Below are 20,806 nucleotides of genomic sequence, written 5' to 3'. Positions count from 1 at the left end.
AATCGAAAGATTACAGGCTGTAATACATTTCGAATTCCAACGGGTGCGGCGCCATGCGCAAGCGGCGTACGTCTTCTTCTTTGAAGGCGATGTAGCTTTCCACCCATTCTTTGCTGAACACACCGCCGCGGGTCAGGAACTCATGGTCGGCACGCAATGCTTCCAGCGCTTCTTCCAAAGAGGCGCATACGGTAGGCACTTGCGCATCTTCTTCCGGCGGCAGGTCGTACAGGTTTTTGCTGGCAGGCTCGCCCGGGTGGATTTTGTTTTGGATACCGTCCAAACCGGCCATCAGCAGGGCGGCAAAACACAGGTACGGATTAGCGGTCGGATCCGGGAAGCGCGCTTCGATACGGCGGGCTTTGCTGCTGTTTACAAACGGAATACGGATGGAAGCCGAGCGGTTTTTTGCAGAATAAGCCAGTTTTACCGGTGCTTCGAAGTGCGGTACCAAGCGTTTGTACGAGTTGGTAGACGGGTTGGTAATCGCGTTCAAGGCTTTGGCATGTTTGATGATGCCGCCGATGTAATACAAAGCCATTTCAGACAGGCCTGCGTAGCCGTCGCCGGCAAACAAGTTTTGGCCGTCTTTCCAGATTGACTGGTGAACGTGCATACCGCTGCCGTTGTCGCCCATCAGCGGTTTGGGCATGAAGGTGGCGGTTTTGCCGAAATTGTGCGCCACGTTTTGGATAATGTATTTCATATCCTGGGTTTGGTCGGCGCGGCGTACCAGCGTGCTGAAGCGGGTACCGATTTCCATTTGGCCGCCGGTAGCTACTTCGCCGTGGTACACTTCTACCGGAATGCCGATTTCTTCCATCAGGTTAACCATGGTGGAACGCAAATCCTGGCCGGCATCTACCGGCGGCAGTGAGAAGTAGTTGCCTTTGATGGCCGGGCGGTGACCGGTGTTTTGGCCGTCGTAAGATTTGCCGCTGCTCCAAGCGCCGGTTTCGGAAGTGACTTCGAAGGCCATTTTTTGCATGGTGGTTTCGTAAGACACACCGTCGAATACGAAAAACTCTGGTTCCGGGCCGAAATAAGCGGTATCGCCGATGCCGGAGGTTTTCAGATAGGCCTCGGCGCGGCGGGCGATGGAACGCGGGTCGCGGTCGTAACCTTGGCCGTCGGTCGGATCGATAACGTCGCAAATGATTACCAGCGTAGAATCATCAAAGAAAGGATCGATAAACGCGGTAGACGGATCTGGACGCAGCTGCATATCGGAAGCTTGAATGCCCTTCCAGCCGCCGACAGAAGAGCCGTCGAACGCTTGGCCGTTTTCAAACCACTCTTCCAAGTCGTCCGTAGCAACGTGCGCGGGGATGGTAACGTGCAATTGTTTACCTTTGGTATCGGTAAAACGCAGATCAATGAAGCGTACTTCGTTTTCTTCGATAAGCTTCATAACATTCTTGATGGACATACTATGCTCCTGAAGGATAATCCTGAAACGGATAAAAAGTTACAAATCATACAAATTAATGGCTGCCCTTCATACCGCAGGGAAACAGAAAACAGCATCCGCCCGATTAAAGAACCAACCCGATGGCGCCAATATAAATACGGCAAGTAAAATTGTCAACAATTTCTTGATGAGTGGTAAGTAAAGATTTTAATTGCTGTTCTGCATCGGTTTCCAGCAGATTGTAAAGCGATTATCTAACTTTCATACTTACCGTTCGCCGAATGCCTGTCTGAACATTTTTTTCAGACAGGCATCCGTTTTACAGCATCCATTCTATCGGCAGCAACGAGCACAACCATACGGCAAAACGCTTAAAGACACTGCTTTGCGGTTCGCTGTCGTAAGCTTGGATTTTACCGTTTTCCTCCGTTTGCCACTGCAAATCACCTTTCGGCGTTTGCCCGACGCGGTAAGTATGCACAACCCGATGCCGTTTCAGGCCATCCGCCAACTCACCCGCCAACTTCGGGCTTTCTATCAAGAAGCCCATTTCGGTATTGAGCGCAGCCGAGCGCGGATCCATATTGAATGAGCCGACAAACAGGGTTTGGCCGTCTACGGCAAACGTTTTGGCGTGCAAACTCGCACCGCTGCTGCCGGTTATGCCGCCGTGATCTTCGGTGGTTACGGTCGCATCGGGTTTCAGTTCGAACAGTTTTACGCCGGCAGCCAGCAAATCTTTGCGGTATTTGGCATAACCGGCATGAACCGCCGCCACATCGGTGGCCGCCAGCGAATTGGTCAGCACGGTAACGTTTTTGCCGTTGCGGGCAATGTTGCCCAAAAGATCGCTGCCTTTTTGGGTAGGCACGAAATACGGCGATACAATCAGCAAATCGTGTTTTGCCGCGCCCATCACCGGGCTGATGTACGCCCATACGGTGTTTTCCGCTGATGCACGGCCCAAACCCTTGGCAGGATCATCGCTCACCAAAGTCGTCTTCGCCCATTCGAGCGGCAGATCGCCGGCCTGAAGCTGGCGGGCGAAGTTAGATTGTGCCAAGGCTTTCAGATAATTTTTCGTTTCGGCTTGTTCGGAAGGCCGGGTATCAAAAGATACGGCGGCCGCGCTGATGATGTTTTCGGCCGGATACACCGATTCGCTTGCCCAATAGCGATCAAAGTCTTGCTCGACATCCCGGGCTGCTTTGCCCACCGCGGCAACATCCAAATCGGCAAACATCACACCGCTGCCGGCTCCGAAATATTCGTCGCCGACATTGCGTCCGCCGATGACGGTAATCACGCCGTCTGCAGTAAAGGATTTGTTGTGCATCCGGCGGTTGAGGCGTGAAAAATCGCTCAAATATCCCAGCGGTCGGAAACCGCGCTGCATAAAGGGATTGAACAGGCGGATTTCGATATTACGGTGTGCATTGAGCGAAACCAAAATCTCATCCATGCCGCCCGTATTGGTATCGTCCAGCAGCAAGCGCACGCGTACGTCGCGTTCGGCGGCTTTATACAGGCTTTGCAACAACAGGCGGCCGGAAATATCGTCGTGCCAGATGTAATATTGCACATCCAAGCTGCGTTGCGCCGTTTCTGCCAATGCCAGCCGCGCCAGAAAAGCATCGCGCCCTTCCCTCAGCGGATAAATGCCCGACAAGCCGGGATGCGCTTGAATCTGCGGCAGAAAATGTCTGGCCAGCAAACTGCCGGAATCGGGCGGCAACGCTTGCGAAACCGTTCGCCTACGGTTATCGGGTAAAGCCTTGTGAGTTAGCAGCGCAGTTATCAGCAACAGAACCGCAACCGCCAGCAAAACGACCAAGATTTTTTTCAACATCATATTACTTTCAATGATGGCATTACATTCAAACATTCCATGCCTGTCTGAAAACTTTACTCCCCCCTATCCCGCTTGCGCCTGATTTCCTCTTTGGCCGCCGCCAGAAACTGGCTGGCCAGCGTGGCGGTTGCCGTTACGAACAACCCGATACCGAGCAGGATATAAAACACGGTAAACAGCTTGCCGGCATCGGTTTTCGGCGAAAAATCGCCATAACCCACCGTCGCAATGGTAATCACCGAAAAATAAAATGCGTCTATCCAAGACCACTGCTCTATCCAATGATAAAACACCGTTGCGATACCGATTTGCGAGAAAGTCAAAGCCAGCAGAATCTGTACCTGCACGCTGCCGAGCGCATATTTCAAAGCACGCAGCCAATCCATCAACCCGTTCACCGCAAGGCTCCTGTTAATATCAATATCCGCCACATCCCGTATCAATCCTTAAAGCATAGCGAAAACCGCTCGGCAACCGGGCCGTATATTTTACAAACCGGATAACCGATTCTGGAGATATCGTTCGGAATCTGTACTTTTTTCCGACCGCCGCCAGCATCAATCCTACCCATACCGTAGACAACACCGTACAGTGCAGCAGATTCACAACAAAAACAAACCTAGGGTCTGTCGACAATTAACCGGCGAAGCGGTTAATTGTCGACAGACCCTAGTAAAGCAACAAAGAAAAATACTGAACAGCGCAACCATAATCCGTACACCAGCTGTTTTATCGCCTAAAACAGAAAATAGGCACCATGCCGTTACACAAAATACCCAATCTGCCAATTATTTCACCGTTAAAGTTGCCGCAAACGAATCAGCCAATACAACAAAGCCGCCTAGCGGCGACAACAGAGCAGCAATCAGTAACCATCCCCAACGCATACCGTATGCCTTTCATGTTAACAATAATAACTACACAAAAAGCAAACGAAACCGAAATGCTCAACGCGAAAACTCCATCGTTTCGTATGCACGCAATCGGGCTTGTTTCCTGATAAGTTTTGACTGAAATACATAATTAGAGTTCCAATTCCACCTACCGCTTCATCCATTTGATAACGCGCATTATCCTGTGAAAAAATGCCTGTCTGAAAAACTTTTCAGACAGGCATTCAATATCGGTTTAACGCGTTACCGCCTTCGCACGCCAGAATATGGGCGGCGATGTGATCGAGGAACCAGTGGTCGTGCGAAATCACCATCACGCTGCCGGCAAATTCCAGTTTGGTAGGTCGGGCATTGATGCCCGACTGAAACCGACAAACGATAAAACCGTGTCGGGCATCAATACCCGACCTACGGCTTGAGAAAAATTGAAATAAATAATCGGCACATTGAATGCCTGTCTGAAAAACTTTTCAGACAGGCATTCAATATCAGCTTAACGCGTTACCGCCTTCGCATGCCAAAATATGGGTGGCGATGCGGTCGAGGAACCAGCCGTCATGCGAAATCACCATCACGCTGCCGGCAAATTCCAGTTTGGTAGGTCGGGCATTGATGCCCGACTGAAACCGACAAACGATAAAACCGTGTCGGGCATCAATACCCGACCTACGGCTTGAGAAAAATTGAAATAAATAATCGGCACATTGAATGCCTGTCTGAAAAACTTTTCAGACAGGCATTCAATGTCGGTTTAACGCGTTACCGGTTTATATCGGATACGTTTCGGCTTCGCCCCCTCTTCGCCCAAGCGGCGTTTCTTATCGGCTTCGTATTCCTGATAGTTGCCATCAAAGAACACCCATTTGGAATCACCTTCGCACGCCAGAATATGGGTGGCGATGCGGTCGAGGAACCAGCGGTCGTGCGAAATTACCATCACGCTGCCGGCAAATTCCAGCAGCGCATCTTCCAGCGCACGCAGGGTTTCCACGTCCAAATCGTTAGATGGTTCGTCCAACAGCAACACATTGCCGCCGCTCAACAAGGTTTTGGCCAAGTGCAGACGGCCGCGTTCACCGCCCGATAAATTGCCGGCGATTTTGCTCTGGTCGCTACCTTTGAAATTGAAACGGCCCAAATATTGGCGCGCGGGGATTTCAAATTGGCCGACTTGCAAAATATCGCGCCCTTCGGCGATGTTGTCGAACACGGTTTTGTCGTTTTGCAAACCGTCGCGGCTTTGGTCGATCAGGCTCATTTTCACGGTCTGGCCGATTTTCACTTCGCCACTGTCGGGTTGCTCTTTGCCGGCAATCATTTTAAACAAAGTGGATTTACCCGCGCCGTTGGGGCCGATGATGCCGACAATCGCGCCGGGCGGCACTTTGAAGCTCAAATCGTCGATCAACACTTTGTCGCCGAACGATTTGGATACGTTCACAAATTCAATTACTTCATTGCCCAAACGCTCGGCCACGGGAATAAAGATTTCCTGCGTTTCGTTGCGCTTTTGGTATTCGTAATTGCTCATCTCTTCAAAACGCGCCAAACGCGCTTTGGATTTGGCTTGGCGGCCTTTGGCGTTTTGGCGCACCCATTCCAGCTCCTGCTTCATCGCCTTGATGCGTGCGGCTTCGGATTTGGCTTCATTGGCCAAACGCTGCTCTTTCTGCTCCAACCATGAAGAGTAATTGCCTTTCCACGGAATGCCGTGGCCGCGGTCAAGCTCCAAAATCCATTCGGCGGCATTGTCCAAGAAATAACGGTCGTGGGTTACCGCCACCACGGTGCCGGGGAAGCGCACCAAAAATTGCTCCAACCACTCCACCGATTCCGCGTCCAAGTGGTTGGTCGGCTCATCCAACAGCAGCATATCGGGTTTGCTCAATAACAGTTTGCACAAGGCCACGCGGCGTTTTTCACCGCCCGATAACACGCCGATTTTGGTATCCCAATCGGGCAAACGCAGTGCGTCGGCGGCGATTTCCAGTTCATGCTCCGCACCGCCGCCGGTGGATGAGCCGGCGGCAATAATCGCTTCCAAGCGGCCTTGTTCTTCGGCCAGCGCATCGAAATCCGCATCCGGATCGGCATAGGCGGTATACACTTCTTCCAAGCGTTTCTGCGCGGCGGCCACTTCGCCCAAACCGCTTTCCACTTCTTCGCGCACGGTTTTTTCGGGGTCTAATTCCGGCTCTTGCGGCAGATAGCCGATTTTGATGCCGCTCATCGGCACCGCTTCGCCTTCGAACTCTTTGTCCACACCCGCCATAATGCGCAATACGGTGGATTTGCCCGCACCGTTCAAACCCAACAAGCCGATTTTGGCGCCGGGGAAAAACGACAGGGAAATATCTTTAATGATGGTTTTCTGCGGCGGCACCACTTTGCTCACGCGCAGCATAGAATAAACGTATTGGCTCATAATCTTCTCTATTGAAATGAAGTTATTTAAAAGGCTTCAGACAGGCATGGGCGCTGATATGGCGAATGCCTGAGACCTTTGCAAAAAACTTTTTCATCCTGAATTGATTGATATCTCGTCATACTCGGGCTTGACCCGAGTATCTGCTTTTTCTTCTCAAACGACTAGATGCTCGGGTCAAGCCCGAGCATGACGCAAGTGTTTTCAGGTATCAAAAGGATTTTGCAAAGGCCTGTCTGAAAACAAATCTGAACAACAACATTCTAACCGAAGCGCCCCGAATCACAAAACGCCAATGCCTGTCTGAAAACAATTTTTCAGACAGGCATTAACGAGGGAATACAACGGATAGGTATCGATTAACGTGCCGGATCTTGAGGTTTCGGCGCTTGTTGATGTTGTTGGTGCTGCTGATGATCCATCATCGGTTTCGATTCGGCAGGCTTCGGAGCACGCTGATTTTTTTGCACGTGTTTTTTCTGTGCTTTTTTCACTTTCTTCACTTTTTTCTTCGGCGCTGCTTTCGGCGCTTCAGGCTGGTGCGCACGATCATGCGGTGCCGGAGCGGCGGCTTTGGCCGGCTCGCGTTGCGGCTCGGGTTGGCCCGGTGCAGCCATCAGGCTGCCGGATAATAAAGCGAAAGAAACCAATGCGGCTAATTTTTTCATTCTTGACTCTCTGTATGAAATGCAACGCTTGTTGCGACGGGTTCCATCATAATTTCTTTTTCGTTAACGGCAGTTAGCCCTTGGATAAGTTTGCGGAAATCCCGCTAACTTGCGCAAACAGCACATTGGATTATTTTTAATATAAAATCAATATATTAAAAAATTTATATCTACCAATCGAAGGATTAATGCTATTTCCTTTAACGTTCCGACTACGCGAGGCAAACAAATATCGAGGTAAAATTCATGAAACTTGAATGATGTTTGCCCTTGGCTGATAAACCGGCTTAAAGCAAACGGTTGCCATACGGATAATTTTGTCTTTGCGATAAATTCCACAAAACATGCCAAACATGGTTTAATGCAACTGTATCAATGAGAACCGCTCTCGATATAGCAACCTCAATATTCTGTTACATACCTGTTTTTTTTATCAGAGAGATGTCATGAACCGCCCGATTATCCGCTCCCTGCTCGATACCGACCTCTATAAATTCACCATGCTGCAAGTGGTGTTGCACCAATTTCCGCAAGCGCACGGCGTTTACGAATTCCGTTGCCGCAATTACGACGAAACGGTTTATCCCTTAATTGAGATTCAGGAAGAACTCGAGCGCGAGCTGGATGCCTTGTGCGAGTTGCAATTTAGCCAGGAAGAATTGAATTACCTGCGCGGCATGCGCTTTATCAAAAGTGATTTTGTCGATTATCTCGAGCTGTTCCAACTCAAACGCCGCTTTGTGAAGGTGTATGCCGATGAGCAAAACCGCCTGAGCATCCGCGTGGAAGGCCCGATGATACAGGCGATGTTCTTTGAGATTTACATTCTGGCAATGGTGAACGAGCTTTATTTCCGCCGTTTGGAAACCCCGGAAGTATTGCTGGAAGGCGAGCGCCGTTTGCAGGAAAAAATCGCACTCATCAAAGAATACGACCGGCAGCAAAATCCGGAAGACCCGCCGTTTTTGGTCTCTGATTTCGGCACCCGCCGCCGCTACAATTTGGCATGGCAGGAACATGTGGTGCGCAGCTTCAACGAAGCGGCGCCGAATATTTTCCGTGGCACCAGCAATGTTTATCTGGCGAAAAAATTGGGCATCACCCCCATCGGCACCATGGCGCACGAATTTTTACAGGCTTTTCAGGCACTGGATGTGCGGCTGCGCGACTTTCAGAAAGCCGCGCTGGAGAGCTGGGTACACGAATATCGCGGCGATCTGGGCATCGCGCTGACCGACGTGGTCGGCATGGATGCTTTTTTACGCGATTTCGATCTCTATTTCGCCAAACTGTTCGACGGCCTGCGCCACGACAGCGGCGACCCCTATGTATGGGGAGAAAAAGCCTACACCCATTACAAACGCCTGAAAATCGACAGCCGAACCAAAATGCTTACCTTTTCCGACGGCCTCGATTTGCCCAAGGCCTGGGATTTGCACCGGCACTTTAAAGACCGTTTCAAAACCAGCTTCGGCATCGGCACCAACCTCACCAACGATTGGGGGCACACCCCGCTCAACATCGTTTTAAAACTGGTGGAATGCAACGGCCAGTCGGTAGCCAAACTCTCCGACAGCCCGGGCAAAACCATGACCGACAACGACACCTTCCTCGCCTATCTGCGCCAAGTTTTCCAAATTCCCGCGCCGGAGCAGGAAAAGGTTTAAGCGGTATTCAAACGCACAATGCCTGTCTGAAAAGTTTTTCAGACAGGCATTGTTAATCAAACATACATCAATGGAAAAATCTTAGCCTTCCACAATCTCGAAACTATGGGTGACCTTGGCCGCCTTGCCCAGCATAATCGAAGCCGAACAATATTTTTCCGCCGACATCTGCACCGCCTTGGCAATCGCGTTTTCCTGCAAACCGTTGCCGACTACTTGGAAGTGGATGTGTATTTCGGTAAACACCCGCGGCGTTTCGTCGGCACGCTTGGCGGTAACGGTCGCCCGGCAATCCTTAATCGGCTGGCGCTGTTTCTGCGCAATCATCACCACATCGATGCTCGAACAGCCGGCCACGCCGAACAGCAGCATTTCCATCGGGCTGGGGCCGCGTTTTACCGCACCCTCCGAAGCCGCCCCTTCCATCACCACGCTGTGGCCCTGTTCGTTGGTGGCGACAAAACACATGCCTTCCAACCAGCTTGAAGTTACCTTCATTCTATTCCTTTCTTATTTATCCTGAGCTATCGGTTCGGGCGACACCAGCACGCCGTCTTCATCGCAATAAACATAATCGCCCGGCCGGAAAGTCACTCCGCCGAAGCTGACCGGCACATCCACTTCGCCCTCTCCTGCGGGCGAGCTTTTGCGCGGATTGGTACCCAAGGCTTTAACGCCGAAATCCATAAAATCAATCGCCACACTGTCGCGGATGGCGCCGAAGACCACCGCGCCCGACCAGCCGTTGGCCGCGCCGGCGCCGGCTACGATATCGCCCATCAGTGCGCTGGAAAGCGAACCGCCGCCGTCCACCACCAATACTTCGCCGTTTGAAATCTCGTTCATCAGCTTTTTAATCAGGCCGTTGTCGCGGTGGCATTTTACGGTACGCACCCGCCCGGCAAACCGGCGGCGGCGGCCGAAACTGCGAAACTGGGTATCGCAGGAAGGCGTATCCGGCGCAATATCGATTAAATCGGCGGTAGGCAGCAAATCTGGATTCATGATGGGTTTTCCTTTGTAAAATACGGTTGCTACAATAAGCCAAGTTTTCGTAACAAAGCTTGGCTGCCGGCGCTAACCAAACGGTAGGTTTCATCGAAATCGCCGGTATACCACGGATCGGGCACCTGAAAATAACCGCTTTCGGGTATCAGGTCGGTGAGTTTGAAAGTTTGTTCCGCGTTAAAGCGTATCACGCGCTTTAAATCGTCGAGATTGCTGTCGTCCATCGCAATAATCCAGTCGTAGCTCTCTGCATCGGAGGGATGCACTTGGCTGCTGGTGAATCCTGCCGGCGAAATCCCGTGTTTGCGCAACATGCCGGCGGTACCCGGGTGCATGTCTTTGCCGTTGTGCCAGCCCGAAGTACCGGCGCTGGCCACTTCGATGCGCGCGCCCACCCCCGCCTGTTGTGCCTGATGGCGCAACACATATTCGGCCATCGGCGAGCGGCAGATGTTGCCCAAGCATACGAATAAAACCTTATCTGTCTTCATATTCATTCTCTTCAGCCGGCAAACAGCGGATTAAAGCCGTCTCTCTCCAGCGCTTGCGCATAATTGGGCAAATCTTCGTTTTCTGCCAACGGTGCATCCAGTTGGCGGATATTTTCCACTTGGCATTCCACCATCAAATCCAAAAAATCCTGCTGGATGGTTTCGATGCGGTCGGCCGGCGACAAAGGCCAACTGAACACCTGCGGCTGTAATTCAAACTGGCTGGCTGTGGCATTAAAGCCGAACAGCAAACGGCCGCCCGCCTGCGCGGCGACCACCACACCCACCCGCGGGCTTTGCAAGCGGATGGCACGGATGGCGTTGGCAGCAAACACGTCCAATGCCATCCGTAAACGCATATGGCTGCCGTCTACCAGCGCCTGCAAAGGCATATCGGGTGAGAGTGGATTGGCAAACAGCGTTAAGCCTGGTGTCTGCAAATGTTGTTGCCATACCTGCATCAGCGGCAAGGCGGCCTCTTGCAGGTTAACGCCCAATGATTCGTGTAATCCGGCATCGCCGTAACCCAGCGCAAACACCACTTGTAGCGACTGGCCTGCGGCAAACCGGATATCGTGTGCCGGCAAGGCTGAAGCAAATCCGGCCGCCGCTTCTTGGCTTTGCTTGGCGGCAAACCATTGGCCTGCGTTCACCGCCGCCAAGTCGGCAGACGATACCAGATTCGGCAGCCAGGTCGCGCGGCTGAACGCGCGGGTATGCGGATAATTGGCTAGGCAGGCGGCCAGCTCGGCCACCGGTGCCGCCGACGGCAGCGACGTCTCTTGGTTGCTGCCCGCCACCAGTACCACCGGCAGGGCGAACCATTCCGCTTCCTGCCCGGTTTTCGCGCCCAGAGTATCGGATAAGGATTGCAACAACGCACGGTATACCGCCGCATCGGGCGCCATGCTCATCGCCACCGACAAACCGAGGTAATGGTTTTGGTTCAACATGGTGTAAATCGCGGCTCGCAACGATTCGGCCGCCAATTTGGCCTGTGCGCCGCCTTTACCGGCAGCGATTTGGCCGGCATACATCAGCAGCTCGTTTTTCACCGGATCGGTCGGGTAAGGCCGGGTGTCGGGAAGGACGCGTAACATAAAATAAAAGTCTCCAAAACCAAGATAGAATCTGCCGGGAATTATAGCGAAGAACAGTGATAAATCCTACTTCACCTACACCGTTGCAACTTTAGCCTGCTGCACAACAGCCCGCTTGCCTGCCGGCAGCCGATTCACTCTCCCCTATGCTTCCTTCCGCCGCCAAGCCGTTTAAAATCGGGCAATCCGGCCTGTCGCTGCCGTCGCAGCAATCGTGCCAGCGCTGCAAAGTATCCAGCATCCGCTGCAATTCGCTGATTTTCTCCGCCAATTCCTGAATATGCTCGGCGGTAATTCTTTTTACGTCGCGGCTGTTGCGCTGCGGATCACGCTGCAATTGCAGCAGGCGGTCGATCTGTTTCAAAGAAAAACCGACATCGCGCGCATGGCGGATAAAACGCAGCGTTGCCACATCGTCGCCGCTGTAGCGCCGGTAACCGCTGCCGCTGCGCTCAGCCGGCGGCAATAAGCCGTTTTTCTCATAATCGCGGATTTGTTTGCTGCTCAGCCCGCTCAAACGGGCGGCTTCACTGATATTCATAACGAGTCCTAACGCATACCAAATGCCTGTCTGAAAACTTTTCCTCAGGGGCTGGCGGCGGTTTTGGGGCAAAATCCTCCGTCTGAAGCATTAACCCAAAATAGCGCCGTAACGCCCACAACCATACACCCTCTACGCCGCTGATCTTTTCAGACAGGCATTGTGCAGGAAAAGCATCGAATGTTTCGGTATAATCCAATTCTTAACAACAAATAAGTAAGGGCGGCACCTGCCGAATGCAACTCATCCGCCGCAGCCCACTTTATTTACAACATAAAGAAAATACCACAGGAACCCACCATGACCACCGAACGCGACAGTATGCAACGCGACAGTATGCAATATGATGTAGTAATCGTCGGCGCCGGCCCCGCCGGCTTGAGCGCAGCCATCCGTTTGAAACAACTGGCGGAAAAAGCCGAGCGCGAAGTAAGCGTTTGCGTGGTGGAAAAAGGCTCGGAAGTGGGTGCCAACATCCTATCCGGCGCGGTGATCGATCCGGTGGCGCTCAGCGAATTGTTGCCCGACTGGCAGCAAAACGGCGCGCCGCTTACCCGCAGCGTTACCCACGACCGGATTATGTTCCTCACCGAACATAAAGCCTACAAACTGCCGCTCACGCCCAGTTTCGACAACCGCGGCAACTACATCATCAGCTTAGGCCTGCTCTGCCGCTGGCTGGCCGAACAGGCCGAAGCGCTGGGGGTGGAAATCTACCCCGGTTTCGCCGCCTCCGAAATCCTCTATCATCCCGACGACTCGGTAAAAGGCATCGCCACCGGCGATATGGGCGTCGATAAAAACGGCGAGCCTACCGATGCCTTCCAACCCGGCATGGAATTGCACGCCCAGCAAACCCTGTTTGCCGAAGGCTGCCGCGGTTCGCTTAGCAAGCAGCTCATCGAGCGCTTTGCTCTGGATGCCGACAGCCAACCGCAAACTTATGGCTTGGGCATCAAAGAAATCTGGGAAGTCGAAGCAGGCAAAAGCCGCCCCGGCGAAGTGATGCACACCACCGGCTGGCCGCTCGACAGCCAAACCTACGGCGGCGCGTTCATTTACCATTTGGACGACAACCGGATCGCCATCGGCTTTGGGGTCGGCCTCGATTACCAAAATCCCTATCTCTCGCCATTCGAAGAATTCCAGCGCTTCAAAACCCACCCCGATATCCGGCCCTTGCTCGAAGGCGGCCGCCGCATCGCCTACGGCGCCCGCGCCATTAGCGAAGGCGGCCTGCAATCGCTGCCCAAGCTCAGCGTACCCGGCGCCGCGCTTATCGGTGACGCCGCCGGCTTCCTTAACGTACCGCGCATCAAAGGCATCCACACCGCCATCAAATCCGCCATGCTGGCCGCCGAAGCGCTGTTCCCCTTGCTGGAAGATACCGAAAGCGAAGTAGCCGAAAGCAACCCCGAGGCGCTGGCTTATCAGAATCTGTTTGAAAGCAGCTGGCTTTATCGCGAATTACACGAAGTGCGCAACGTCCGCCCTTCCTTCCAATGGGGTTTGTGGGCCGGCTTTGCCTATACCGGGTTGGAACAATACGTTTTCAAAGGCCGCACGCCGTGGACACTGAAATTCCGCCACAGCGACCATGCCGCCACCAAAAAAGCGGCTCAGTGCCGCCCCATCGACTACCCGAAACCCGACGGCAAGATCACTTTCGACCGCCTAAGCAGCGTGTTCCTAAGCAACATCAGCCACGAAGAAAACCAGCCCAGCCACCTTACCCTGCGCAACGCCTCCACCATGATTTCGGTTAACTACCGCGAATACGCCAGCCCGGAAACCCGCTACTGCCCTGCCGGCGTTTACGAAATCATTGAGGAAAACGGCCAACCCAAGCTGCAAATCAACGCCGGCAACTGCATACACTGCAAAACCTGCGACATCAAAGATCCTACCCAAAACATCAATTGGATCTGCCCGGAAGGCGGCAGTGGGCCGAATTACAGCGAAATGTAAGCCATTACAGGCGGCAAGGCGGTTCAGCCCCTGACACCAACTTTTCAGACAGGCCGAGACCTTTGCAAAATTCTTTTCGATACCTGAAAACACTTGCGTCATACTCGGGCTTGAGCCGAGTATCTCTTTGTTTCAAAAGAAATACCAGATACTCGGCTCAAGCCCGAGTATGACGAGATATCAATAAATTCAGGATTAAAAAGTTTTTTGCAAAGGTCTCAGGCCTGCACATTTCATATTCACATCCTGTTCAGTGAAACCAGAGTATTGACCTGCTTGCTTTTTCTTAAGTTTAAATGCCTGTCTGAAACATTCTTTCAGACAGGCATTTTTCATAATGTTAGAATTCTACTTTTTCTTGAGAGAGTACCCATGTCTTCCTCTTCCCAAATCGGCCTCACCGCGCTGACCGCGCTGGTGATCAGCTCCATGATCGGTTCCGGCATTTTCAGCCTGCCGCAGAACATGGCCGCAGTCGCCGGCTCGCAAGCTCTGCTGATCGGCTGGCTGATTACCGGCATCGGCATTGTATTTCTCGGCCTGTCGTTTGCCTGCCTTTCCAAATTACGCCCCGATCTGAACGGCGGTATTTACACTTACGCACGCGACGGCTTCGGCGATTTGATGGGCTTTTTCTCCGCCTTGGGGCTATTGGCTGTGTACCACCGTCGGCATTGTCGGCTATTTGGTGGTTGCATTTGAAGCCATCGGCAGCTTCACCGATAGCCCCGGCCATGTTTTATTCGGCCAAGGCAATACCTTTTATGCCTTTATCGGCGAATCGGCGGTGGCCTGGCTGATTTACTGGCTGGTCGCCAGCGGCATCAAACAAGCGGCCGGCGTGAATCTGGTGGCGACTTTTGTAAAAGTTTTTCCCTTGGTATTGTTTATCGGCTTGGCCGCTTATTTTTTCCAAGCCGATATTTTTCTCGCCGATTGGTCGGGCGCCGGCATCGGCGGTACGCAAGAAGCCGATAACAGCATCATGGCACAAGTAAAAAACACCATGCTGATTACCTTGTGGGTGTTTACCGGCATCGAAGGGGCAGCCGTATTGTCGAAACACGCGCGCCGGCGCAGCGACATCGGCAAAGCCACCGTTATCGGCGTATTGATTACGCTGGCCTTATACGTCGCCATTACCGTACTGGCACAAGGCGTATTGCCGCGCGCCGACATCGCCGCCATGGCCAATCCCTCGATGGCCGGCGTACTCGCCCATATGGTCGGCCATTGGGGCAAGGTGTTAATCAGCTGCTGTTTGATCGTATCGGTGCTGTCGTCTTATTTGAGCTGGACACTGTATGCCACTGAAATCCCGCATTTGGGTGCGAAAAACGGCGCTTTCCCCGCTTCGTTTATCAAATTGAACAAAAACGAAGTGCCGCACGGTTCGCTGCTGTTCACCACCTTAACCGTACAGCTTTGCCTGTTTCTGGTTTGGCAAACCGGCAACAGCTATTCCGCCCTCTTGATGATCTCCACCTCGATGATTCTGATTCCTTATTTCCTAATCGGCGCTTACTTGGTGAAACTCTCCTTCACGCAAAACCTCGCTATGAAATACAAAATCATCGGACTTCTCGCCACCCTTTATGCTGCGTGGATTGTGTATGCCGCCGGTACCGAATACCTGCTGTTTTCGGTGCTGCTTTATCTGCCGGGCGTATTGCTGTTTCTCTATTCGCAATACCGCCTCCACGGCCGCTGGCGCTTCAACGGCTATGAAAAAGTGATCCTGCTGGTGCTTTTGGTGTTGGCAGTACCCGCACTGATGCGCTTTATCGAAAGCTTAAGCGCTTAAACAACAACCGTAAAAAATGCCTGTCTGAAACCATCTTTCAGACAGGCATTTGCTTGTTTATATAGCGGATTAACTTAACTATTCGCTACGTCGTTGCTGCTCCTTGTCGTACTAGTTGTGCTGTCTGCGGCTTGCTGCCTTGTCTCGAAAGTTAATTAAATCCATCATAAACCGGCAATCAAACCAATTCCGCGGCCATAAGTATACCGAAAACAGGTTAACTTTTTATGTCTTTTTAACCAATCGTCATATACAAAACCAATAAAAGGCCTGTCTGAACAGACATTGCACACAGCAATATTTTCAGACAGGCCTTTTCAATGAAATTTACAAGCAATCAAGCAGCGGTTTCGTCATCTCGAACCGGATCTTGGCGGCGCAACAGAGTAATCAGCTCGGAAAGTTGGTCTTTCATCACGCGGCGGTCGATGATTTGGTCGATAGCGCCTTTTTCCAGCAAGAATTCTGCGCGCTGGAAGCCGTCGGGCAACACTTCGCGCACAGTCTGCTCAATCACGCGCGGGCCGGCGAAACCGATCAGGGCATTGGGTTCGGCCACCACGATGTCGCCCAAGAAAGCGAAGCTGGCGGATACGCCGCCCATGGTCGGATCGGTCAGTACCGAAATAAACGGCAGCCCTTTTTCGCTCAAAAGGTGCAGCGAAGCGCTGGTTTTGGTCATTTGCATCAACGAACTCAAACCTTCCTGCATACGCGCGCCGCCGGACGCGGCCACGCAGATAAACGAACAGCCGTCGGCCACGGCACGACGCACGCCTTCGACAAAGCGTTCGCCGACCACCGAACCCATCGAGCCGCCGATAAAACGAAACTCGAAAGAAGCAATCACCACCGGCAGGCCGTTCATGGTGCCCTTCATTACCACCAATGCATCGTCTTCGCCGGTGGTTTTGCGGGCGGCACTGAGGCGGTCGGGGTATTTTTTGCTGTCTTTAAACTTCAAGATATCGGTGGGTTTGATGTTTGCACCGATTTCTTCGCGCCCGTTTTCGTCCAACAACAGATTGAGACGCTCGCGCGCAGTCATCGCGTTGTGATGGTTGCATTTGGGGCAAACGTAGTGGTTGCTTGCCAAATCGGTTGCGTACAAAGTGGCCGAACAAGACGGGCATTTGCTCCACAATCCCTCCGGCACCACTGAGGCGTTTTTGTCTTCACGTTTGATTTTCGGCGGTAGAATTTTATCCAGCCAGCTCATGGCTTACTCCTATGTCGGTATACTTTTATCCGGGTATCCGCTGGGGAAACCTATCGTTTTTTGCGTTCCAGTTTTAGCGTTCAGATAGTAAGTCATACTCCTGTCTGAATGCAAGCTCTAAGTTTGCGGCGGTTCTGATTAGGAAATGGCTTCTTTCAAGGTCTTCGCCAATGCGCCCACCGCTTCGGCTTCGCGCCCGCGATTATCTTCAATCTCTTTCACGATACGGCTGCCGACAATCACCGCATCAGCCACCGCTCCGATTTTAGCGGCGCTTTGGGCATCGGAAATACCAAAACCTACGCCTATCGGCAGCGAGATATGGCGGCGCAATACGGCGATTTTGGCCGCGACTTCATCAGTATCCAAACGGGCGGAACCGGTTACGCCTTTGAGGGAAACGTAATAAACAAAGCCGCTGGCAAGTTTGCCGATTTCCTGCATACGCGCTTCGGTGGTGGTCGGCGCCACCAGAAAAATCGCGTCCATGCCGTTGGCCTGCAATTCTCGTTGCAAGGGTTCGATGGTTTCCACCGGATTGTCGACCGTCAGCACACCGTCTACTCCGGCCGCAGCCGCAGCGCGGGCGAATTGGGCGTAACCCATTTTGTGCACGGGATTGAGATAGCCCATCAGCACCACCGGCGTTTCCTGATCGGTTTGGCGGAAAGCGCTTACGACGTCCAGCACATCATGCAAAGAAACCCGGTTGGCCAGTGCACGTTCGGCGGCGCGCTGGATGGTAGGCCCGTCGGCCATCGGATCTGAAAACGGAACGCCCAATTCCAAAATATCGGCACCGTTGGCCACCAGGCTTTTCATCAGCGACAAAGTGGTTGCGGTATCGGGATCGCCGACAGTGATATAGGGAATCAAGGCTTTTTGGCCGTTTAAACGGGAAAAGGTGGTTTGGATTCTGCTCATGGCATTCTCTGTTGAAGTCTGGGTACGGCACACTATAAACGATGCCTGTCTGAAATAATCGACAGGCTCTCATGCGCTATTGTAAATGATATTCCCGCCGTTGGGTAATCCGGCATGCCTCGATAAAATCAAACGAAACGCTCGCCCGGATCCAAATAGCGCCACTGGCCGGGCGGCAATTGGCCGAGTTTGACCTTGCCCATGCGGATACGCTTGAGGCCGACCACCCGCAGGCCGACCAATTCGCACATGCGGCGGATCTGGCGCTTTTTGCCTTGTTTGAGGATAAAGCGCAACTGATCTTCGTTTTGCCATTCCACTTTGGCCGGGCGCAGCTTTTCGCCGTCCAAGCTCAAGCCGTGGTTGAGCAAGCGCAGGCCCTCCTCCGATAATTTACCCCTCACCCGCACCAGATATTCTTTTTCCACGCCGCTGTTGTCGCCGATTAATTGCTTGGCAATGCGACCGTCTTGCGTCAGCACCAACAGCCCCACCGAATCGATATCGAGCCGCCCTGCCGGCGCCAAGCCTTTCAAATGGCTTTCCTGATAACGGATACGGCTTTTGTCGCCGCTCCAGTGGTTTTCCGGCGTAATCAGCGCCACCGCCGCCTGATAGCCTTTTTCCGGCTGGCCGCTCACATAGCCCACCGGCTTGTTCAGTAAAACGGTTACCCGCCGCGCCTGACTCTCGTGCGCCTGCTTGTTCAAGTCGATGCGGTCGCTTTCCGTTACCTTTTGGCCGAGCACCGCCTTCACGCCATTTACACTCACCCAGCCTTGTTCGATATAGCTGTCGGCCTCACGGCGGCTGCACAAGCCCAATTCCGCCATGCGTTTGGATAAGCGTATACTGGTTTGTTCTGTCATGATCACTCCGTTTTTTTCAGACAGGCATATGCCTTTCAGCGGCTCAAACCGATTTTCATTCCCAAGCCGACAAACACCAAACCGCTGATGCGGTTCATCATTTTGCCGAACACCGGCTGCCGGCGCAGCAAACCGCCGAAAGGTGCGGCGGCACAGGCCAACAACAGGCACCACAGCGTGCCGGTCAGCAAAAAAGTCAGCCCCAACAGCAAAAACGGCAGCGGCGAGGCCACGCCCGCCGAAACGAATTGCGGCAAGAGTGCCAGAAAAAACAGCACCACTTTGGGATTGAGCAAATTGGTCAGCAAGCCTTGGCGGAACACCGGCCAGAGGCCTGTCTGAACACCTTTTTCCGTCGCACCGGCATCCAGAGGCGGCGAGCGCCACATTTTAATGCCCAGATACACAAGATAAGCCGCACCGCTGTATTTCAATATGGCAAACAAAGTCGGCGAATGCGCCACAATTTGCGCCAAGCCCAGCGACACCAATACGCAATGCACCAATATGCCGGCGGAAATACCCAATGCCGAAGCGATGCCCACCTTGCGCCCTTCTGCAATACTGCGGGTAAGGATGTACACCGTATCCGAACCGGGCGTTAAATTGAGCAAAATCGCAGCGGCAACAAAACCCCAATAATTTTCAATACCGTACATTATTTCTTTCTCTCTTTGCCGAGCAAGCGGCGATGCAATACGGCATTAACGGTTGCTGCCTTTTACCATATCCAATATAAACAGGCGGCAATCGAGTTTGCCGTTAAACAACGGAATTTTGCGCTTGGGTTGCAGGCGCATCAGCTTGGGCATTTCGCGGTCGCCGGTAAACATACCGATCTGCCAGCCGGCATAATGCTGTTTCAACCAACTGCCCAACTGCGGATAAAGCGCGTGCAGCATCTGGATATCGGCCAGGCGCACGCCGTAAGGCGGGTTGGACAACATGATTCCGCCCTCGCCGTTGGGGCGTACATCTTGCGCTTCTGCGGTTTCCAGTGTCAGCCATTCGGCCACTTCGGCCGCTTCGGCATTCTGGCGGGCAACGCGTATCATCTGGCGGTCGTTATCGCTGCCGGCAATCGGCGCGGCGGTTTGTGCCAACGCCGCTTCGCGCGCCGCCTGTTTGATTTTCATCCACAGCGGTTTATCGAAGTTTTTCAACTTCTCAAAACCGAAACGGCGCATCAGGCCGGGCGCGCGTTTCAAAGCAATCAGCGCCGCTTCTATCGCCAGCGTGCCGCTGCCGCAAAACGGGTCTTGGAAAGGCTGGCTGCCGTCATAGCCGGCCAGCAGCAGCAAACCTGCCGCCAGATTTTCACGCAACGGCGCTTCGCCGGCATCTTGGCGGTAACCGCGTTTGAACAGCGCTTCGCCCGAGGTATCGATAAAAATCTGCACGGTTTTGTCGTTTAAAAAAGCATGCACGCGCACATCGGGCCGCTGCTTGTCTACGCTGGGCCGCTCGCCGCTCTCTTCACGGAAAGCATCGCACAGCGCATCTTTGATTTTCAGGCCGACAAAATCCAGGCTTTTTACCTGCGCACGTTTGCCCTCCACTTTGACCTTAAAGGTATCGGCCGGGGAAAACCACTGCGGCCAACGGATGTTATGCGCCAGTTTGTAAATATCCTGCTCGCTGCGGTAGCTGCCTTTGGTCAGCTGCAATAATACCCGGCTGGCGACGCGCGAATGCAGGTTGATGCGGTAAACCGTTTCCATGGTGCCCTTGGCCGCCACTCCGCCGTCGCCCGGCTGAACCTCGCTGCCACCCAGCGCCGTGATTTCGTCCGCCAACAGGTTTTCCAAACCGCGCGGGCAGCTGATGAATAAAGAATAAGTTGTCATGGAATGTTCCAAATAGATAAACGGCAAGCATCCGATATGCCTGTCTGAAAAACATCAGGCGGTACTCTATAGCAGATTAACTTAACTTTCGCTACGGCGTTGCTGCGCCTTGCCGTACT

General features: G+C 53.1%; 19 protein-coding genes. 4 read left to right on the top strand and 15 right to left on the bottom strand.

Annotation, left to right across the window (positions count from 1 at the left end; translation table 11 throughout):
* Positions 1–10 precede the first annotated feature (10 nt).
* The 5 genes from glnA to Q4C79_RS08885 all read right to left on the bottom strand — a co-directional run bounded on the left by glnA (position 11) and on the right by Q4C79_RS08885 (position 7,249).
* Positions 11–1,429 (bottom strand): type I glutamate--ammonia ligase, encoded by a 1,419-nt coding sequence (gene glnA, locus Q4C79_RS08905; protein ID WP_303090667.1) that lies wholly within the window; start codon positions 1,427–1,429, stop codon positions 11–13.
* A gap of 301 nt (positions 1,430–1,730) precedes the next feature.
* Positions 1,731–3,263 carry a phospholipase D family protein gene (locus Q4C79_RS08900; RefSeq protein ID WP_303090666.1) on the bottom strand — a complete coding sequence of 511 codons (1,533 nt, stop codon included), beginning with the start codon at positions 3,261–3,263 and terminating at the stop codon, positions 1,731–1,733.
* Positions 3,264–3,316: 53 nt separating this feature from the next.
* The gene (locus tag Q4C79_RS08895; protein ID WP_303090665.1) at positions 3,317–3,661 is read right to left on the bottom strand and encodes a potassium channel family protein; all 345 of its coding nucleotides are present in this window, start codon (positions 3,659–3,661) and stop codon (positions 3,317–3,319) included.
* Between the two features lie 1,246 nt (positions 3,662–4,907).
* The gene (ettA, locus tag Q4C79_RS08890; protein WP_303090675.1) at positions 4,908–6,584 is read right to left on the bottom strand and encodes an energy-dependent translational throttle protein EttA; all 1,677 of its coding nucleotides are present in this window, start codon (positions 6,582–6,584) and stop codon (positions 4,908–4,910) included.
* 356 nt (positions 6,585–6,940) lie between these two features.
* A complete protein-coding gene (locus tag Q4C79_RS08885) occupies positions 6,941–7,249 on the bottom strand; it encodes a hypothetical protein (protein ID WP_303090664.1) in 309 nt (102 codons plus the stop codon).
* A 446-nt stretch (positions 7,250–7,695) separates the two neighbouring features.
* Here Q4C79_RS08885 and pncB point away from each other — a divergent pair, with 446 nt between their 5' ends.
* Entirely contained in the window at positions 7,696–8,916 is a 1,221-nt protein-coding gene (gene pncB, locus Q4C79_RS08880; protein ID WP_303090663.1) for a nicotinate phosphoribosyltransferase, read from the top strand.
* Positions 8,917–8,997: 81 nt separating this feature from the next.
* On the opposite strand, the gene Q4C79_RS08875 is transcribed toward pncB, so the two are convergent.
* From Q4C79_RS08875 to cueR, 5 genes are all read right to left on the bottom strand, one after another.
* Positions 8,998–9,414, bottom strand: a complete 417-nt coding sequence (locus Q4C79_RS08875; protein WP_303090662.1) for an OsmC family protein — start codon at positions 9,412–9,414, stop codon at positions 8,998–9,000.
* Between the two features lie 12 nt (positions 9,415–9,426).
* A complete protein-coding gene (rraA, locus tag Q4C79_RS08870; RefSeq protein ID WP_303090661.1) occupies positions 9,427–9,921 on the bottom strand; it encodes a ribonuclease E activity regulator RraA in 495 nt (164 codons plus the stop codon).
* Between the two features lie 29 nt (positions 9,922–9,950).
* Complete coding sequence (locus Q4C79_RS08865) at positions 9,951–10,415, bottom strand: low molecular weight protein-tyrosine-phosphatase (RefSeq protein ID WP_303090674.1); 465 nt, start codon at positions 10,413–10,415, stop codon at positions 9,951–9,953.
* Between the two features lie 11 nt (positions 10,416–10,426).
* Entirely contained in the window at positions 10,427–11,515 is a 1,089-nt protein-coding gene (locus Q4C79_RS08860; protein ID WP_303090660.1) for a conjugal transfer protein, read from the bottom strand.
* Positions 11,516–11,606: 91 nt separating this feature from the next.
* A complete protein-coding gene (gene cueR, locus Q4C79_RS08855) occupies positions 11,607–12,056 on the bottom strand; it encodes a Cu(I)-responsive transcriptional regulator (RefSeq protein WP_303090659.1) in 450 nt (149 codons plus the stop codon).
* 300 nt (positions 12,057–12,356) lie between these two features.
* Between cueR and Q4C79_RS08850 the strand changes: the two genes are divergently transcribed.
* The 3 genes from Q4C79_RS08850 (at position 12,357) to Q4C79_RS08840 (ending at position 15,828) form a co-directional block, all read left to right on the top strand.
* Positions 12,357–14,024, top strand: coding sequence for an electron transfer flavoprotein-ubiquinone oxidoreductase (locus tag Q4C79_RS08850; protein WP_303090658.1), 1,668 nt, complete (start codon positions 12,357–12,359; stop codon positions 14,022–14,024).
* Between the two features lie 372 nt (positions 14,025–14,396).
* Complete coding sequence (locus Q4C79_RS08845) at positions 14,397–14,726, top strand: amino acid permease (RefSeq protein WP_303090657.1); 330 nt, start codon at positions 14,397–14,399, stop codon at positions 14,724–14,726.
* On the top strand, positions 14,713–15,828 hold the full coding sequence (locus Q4C79_RS08840) for an amino acid permease (RefSeq protein ID WP_368492226.1): 1,116 nt from the start codon (positions 14,713–14,715) through the stop codon (positions 15,826–15,828). Before Q4C79_RS08845 ends, Q4C79_RS08840 begins: the two co-directional genes overlap by 14 nt.
* A 337-nt stretch (positions 15,829–16,165) precedes the next feature.
* Here the strand turns inward: Q4C79_RS08840 and accD are convergent, their stop codons facing one another.
* The 5 genes from accD to Q4C79_RS08815 form a co-directional block, all read right to left on the bottom strand.
* Entirely contained in the window at positions 16,166–17,047 is an 882-nt protein-coding gene (gene accD, locus Q4C79_RS08835) for an acetyl-CoA carboxylase, carboxyltransferase subunit beta (RefSeq protein ID WP_303090655.1), read from the bottom strand.
* Positions 17,048–17,185: 138 nt separating this feature from the next.
* Complete coding sequence (gene trpA, locus Q4C79_RS08830; RefSeq protein WP_303090654.1) at positions 17,186–17,971, bottom strand: tryptophan synthase subunit alpha; 786 nt, start codon at positions 17,969–17,971, stop codon at positions 17,186–17,188.
* A 128-nt stretch (positions 17,972–18,099) separates the two neighbouring features.
* On the bottom strand, positions 18,100–18,840 hold the full coding sequence (locus Q4C79_RS08825) for a pseudouridine synthase (RefSeq protein WP_303090653.1): 741 nt from the start codon (positions 18,838–18,840) through the stop codon (positions 18,100–18,102).
* Positions 18,841–18,875: 35 nt separating this feature from the next.
* Positions 18,876–19,499: a LysE family translocator gene (locus tag Q4C79_RS08820; protein ID WP_303090652.1), complete on the bottom strand. Its 624-nt coding sequence runs from the start codon at positions 19,497–19,499 to the stop codon at positions 18,876–18,878.
* Between the two features lie 45 nt (positions 19,500–19,544).
* A complete protein-coding gene (locus Q4C79_RS08815; RefSeq protein ID WP_303090651.1) occupies positions 19,545–20,687 on the bottom strand; it encodes a class I SAM-dependent RNA methyltransferase in 1,143 nt (380 codons plus the stop codon).
* Between the last annotated feature and the right edge of the window lie 119 nt (positions 20,688–20,806).

Source organism: Neisseria sp., from assembly GCF_030523955.1.
In the GTDB taxonomy this organism is placed as follows: Bacteria; Pseudomonadota; Gammaproteobacteria; order Burkholderiales; family Neisseriaceae; genus Neisseria.
Note: the sequence above shows the minus strand (reverse complement) of the source record. Positions and strands in the feature narration are given on the sequence as shown.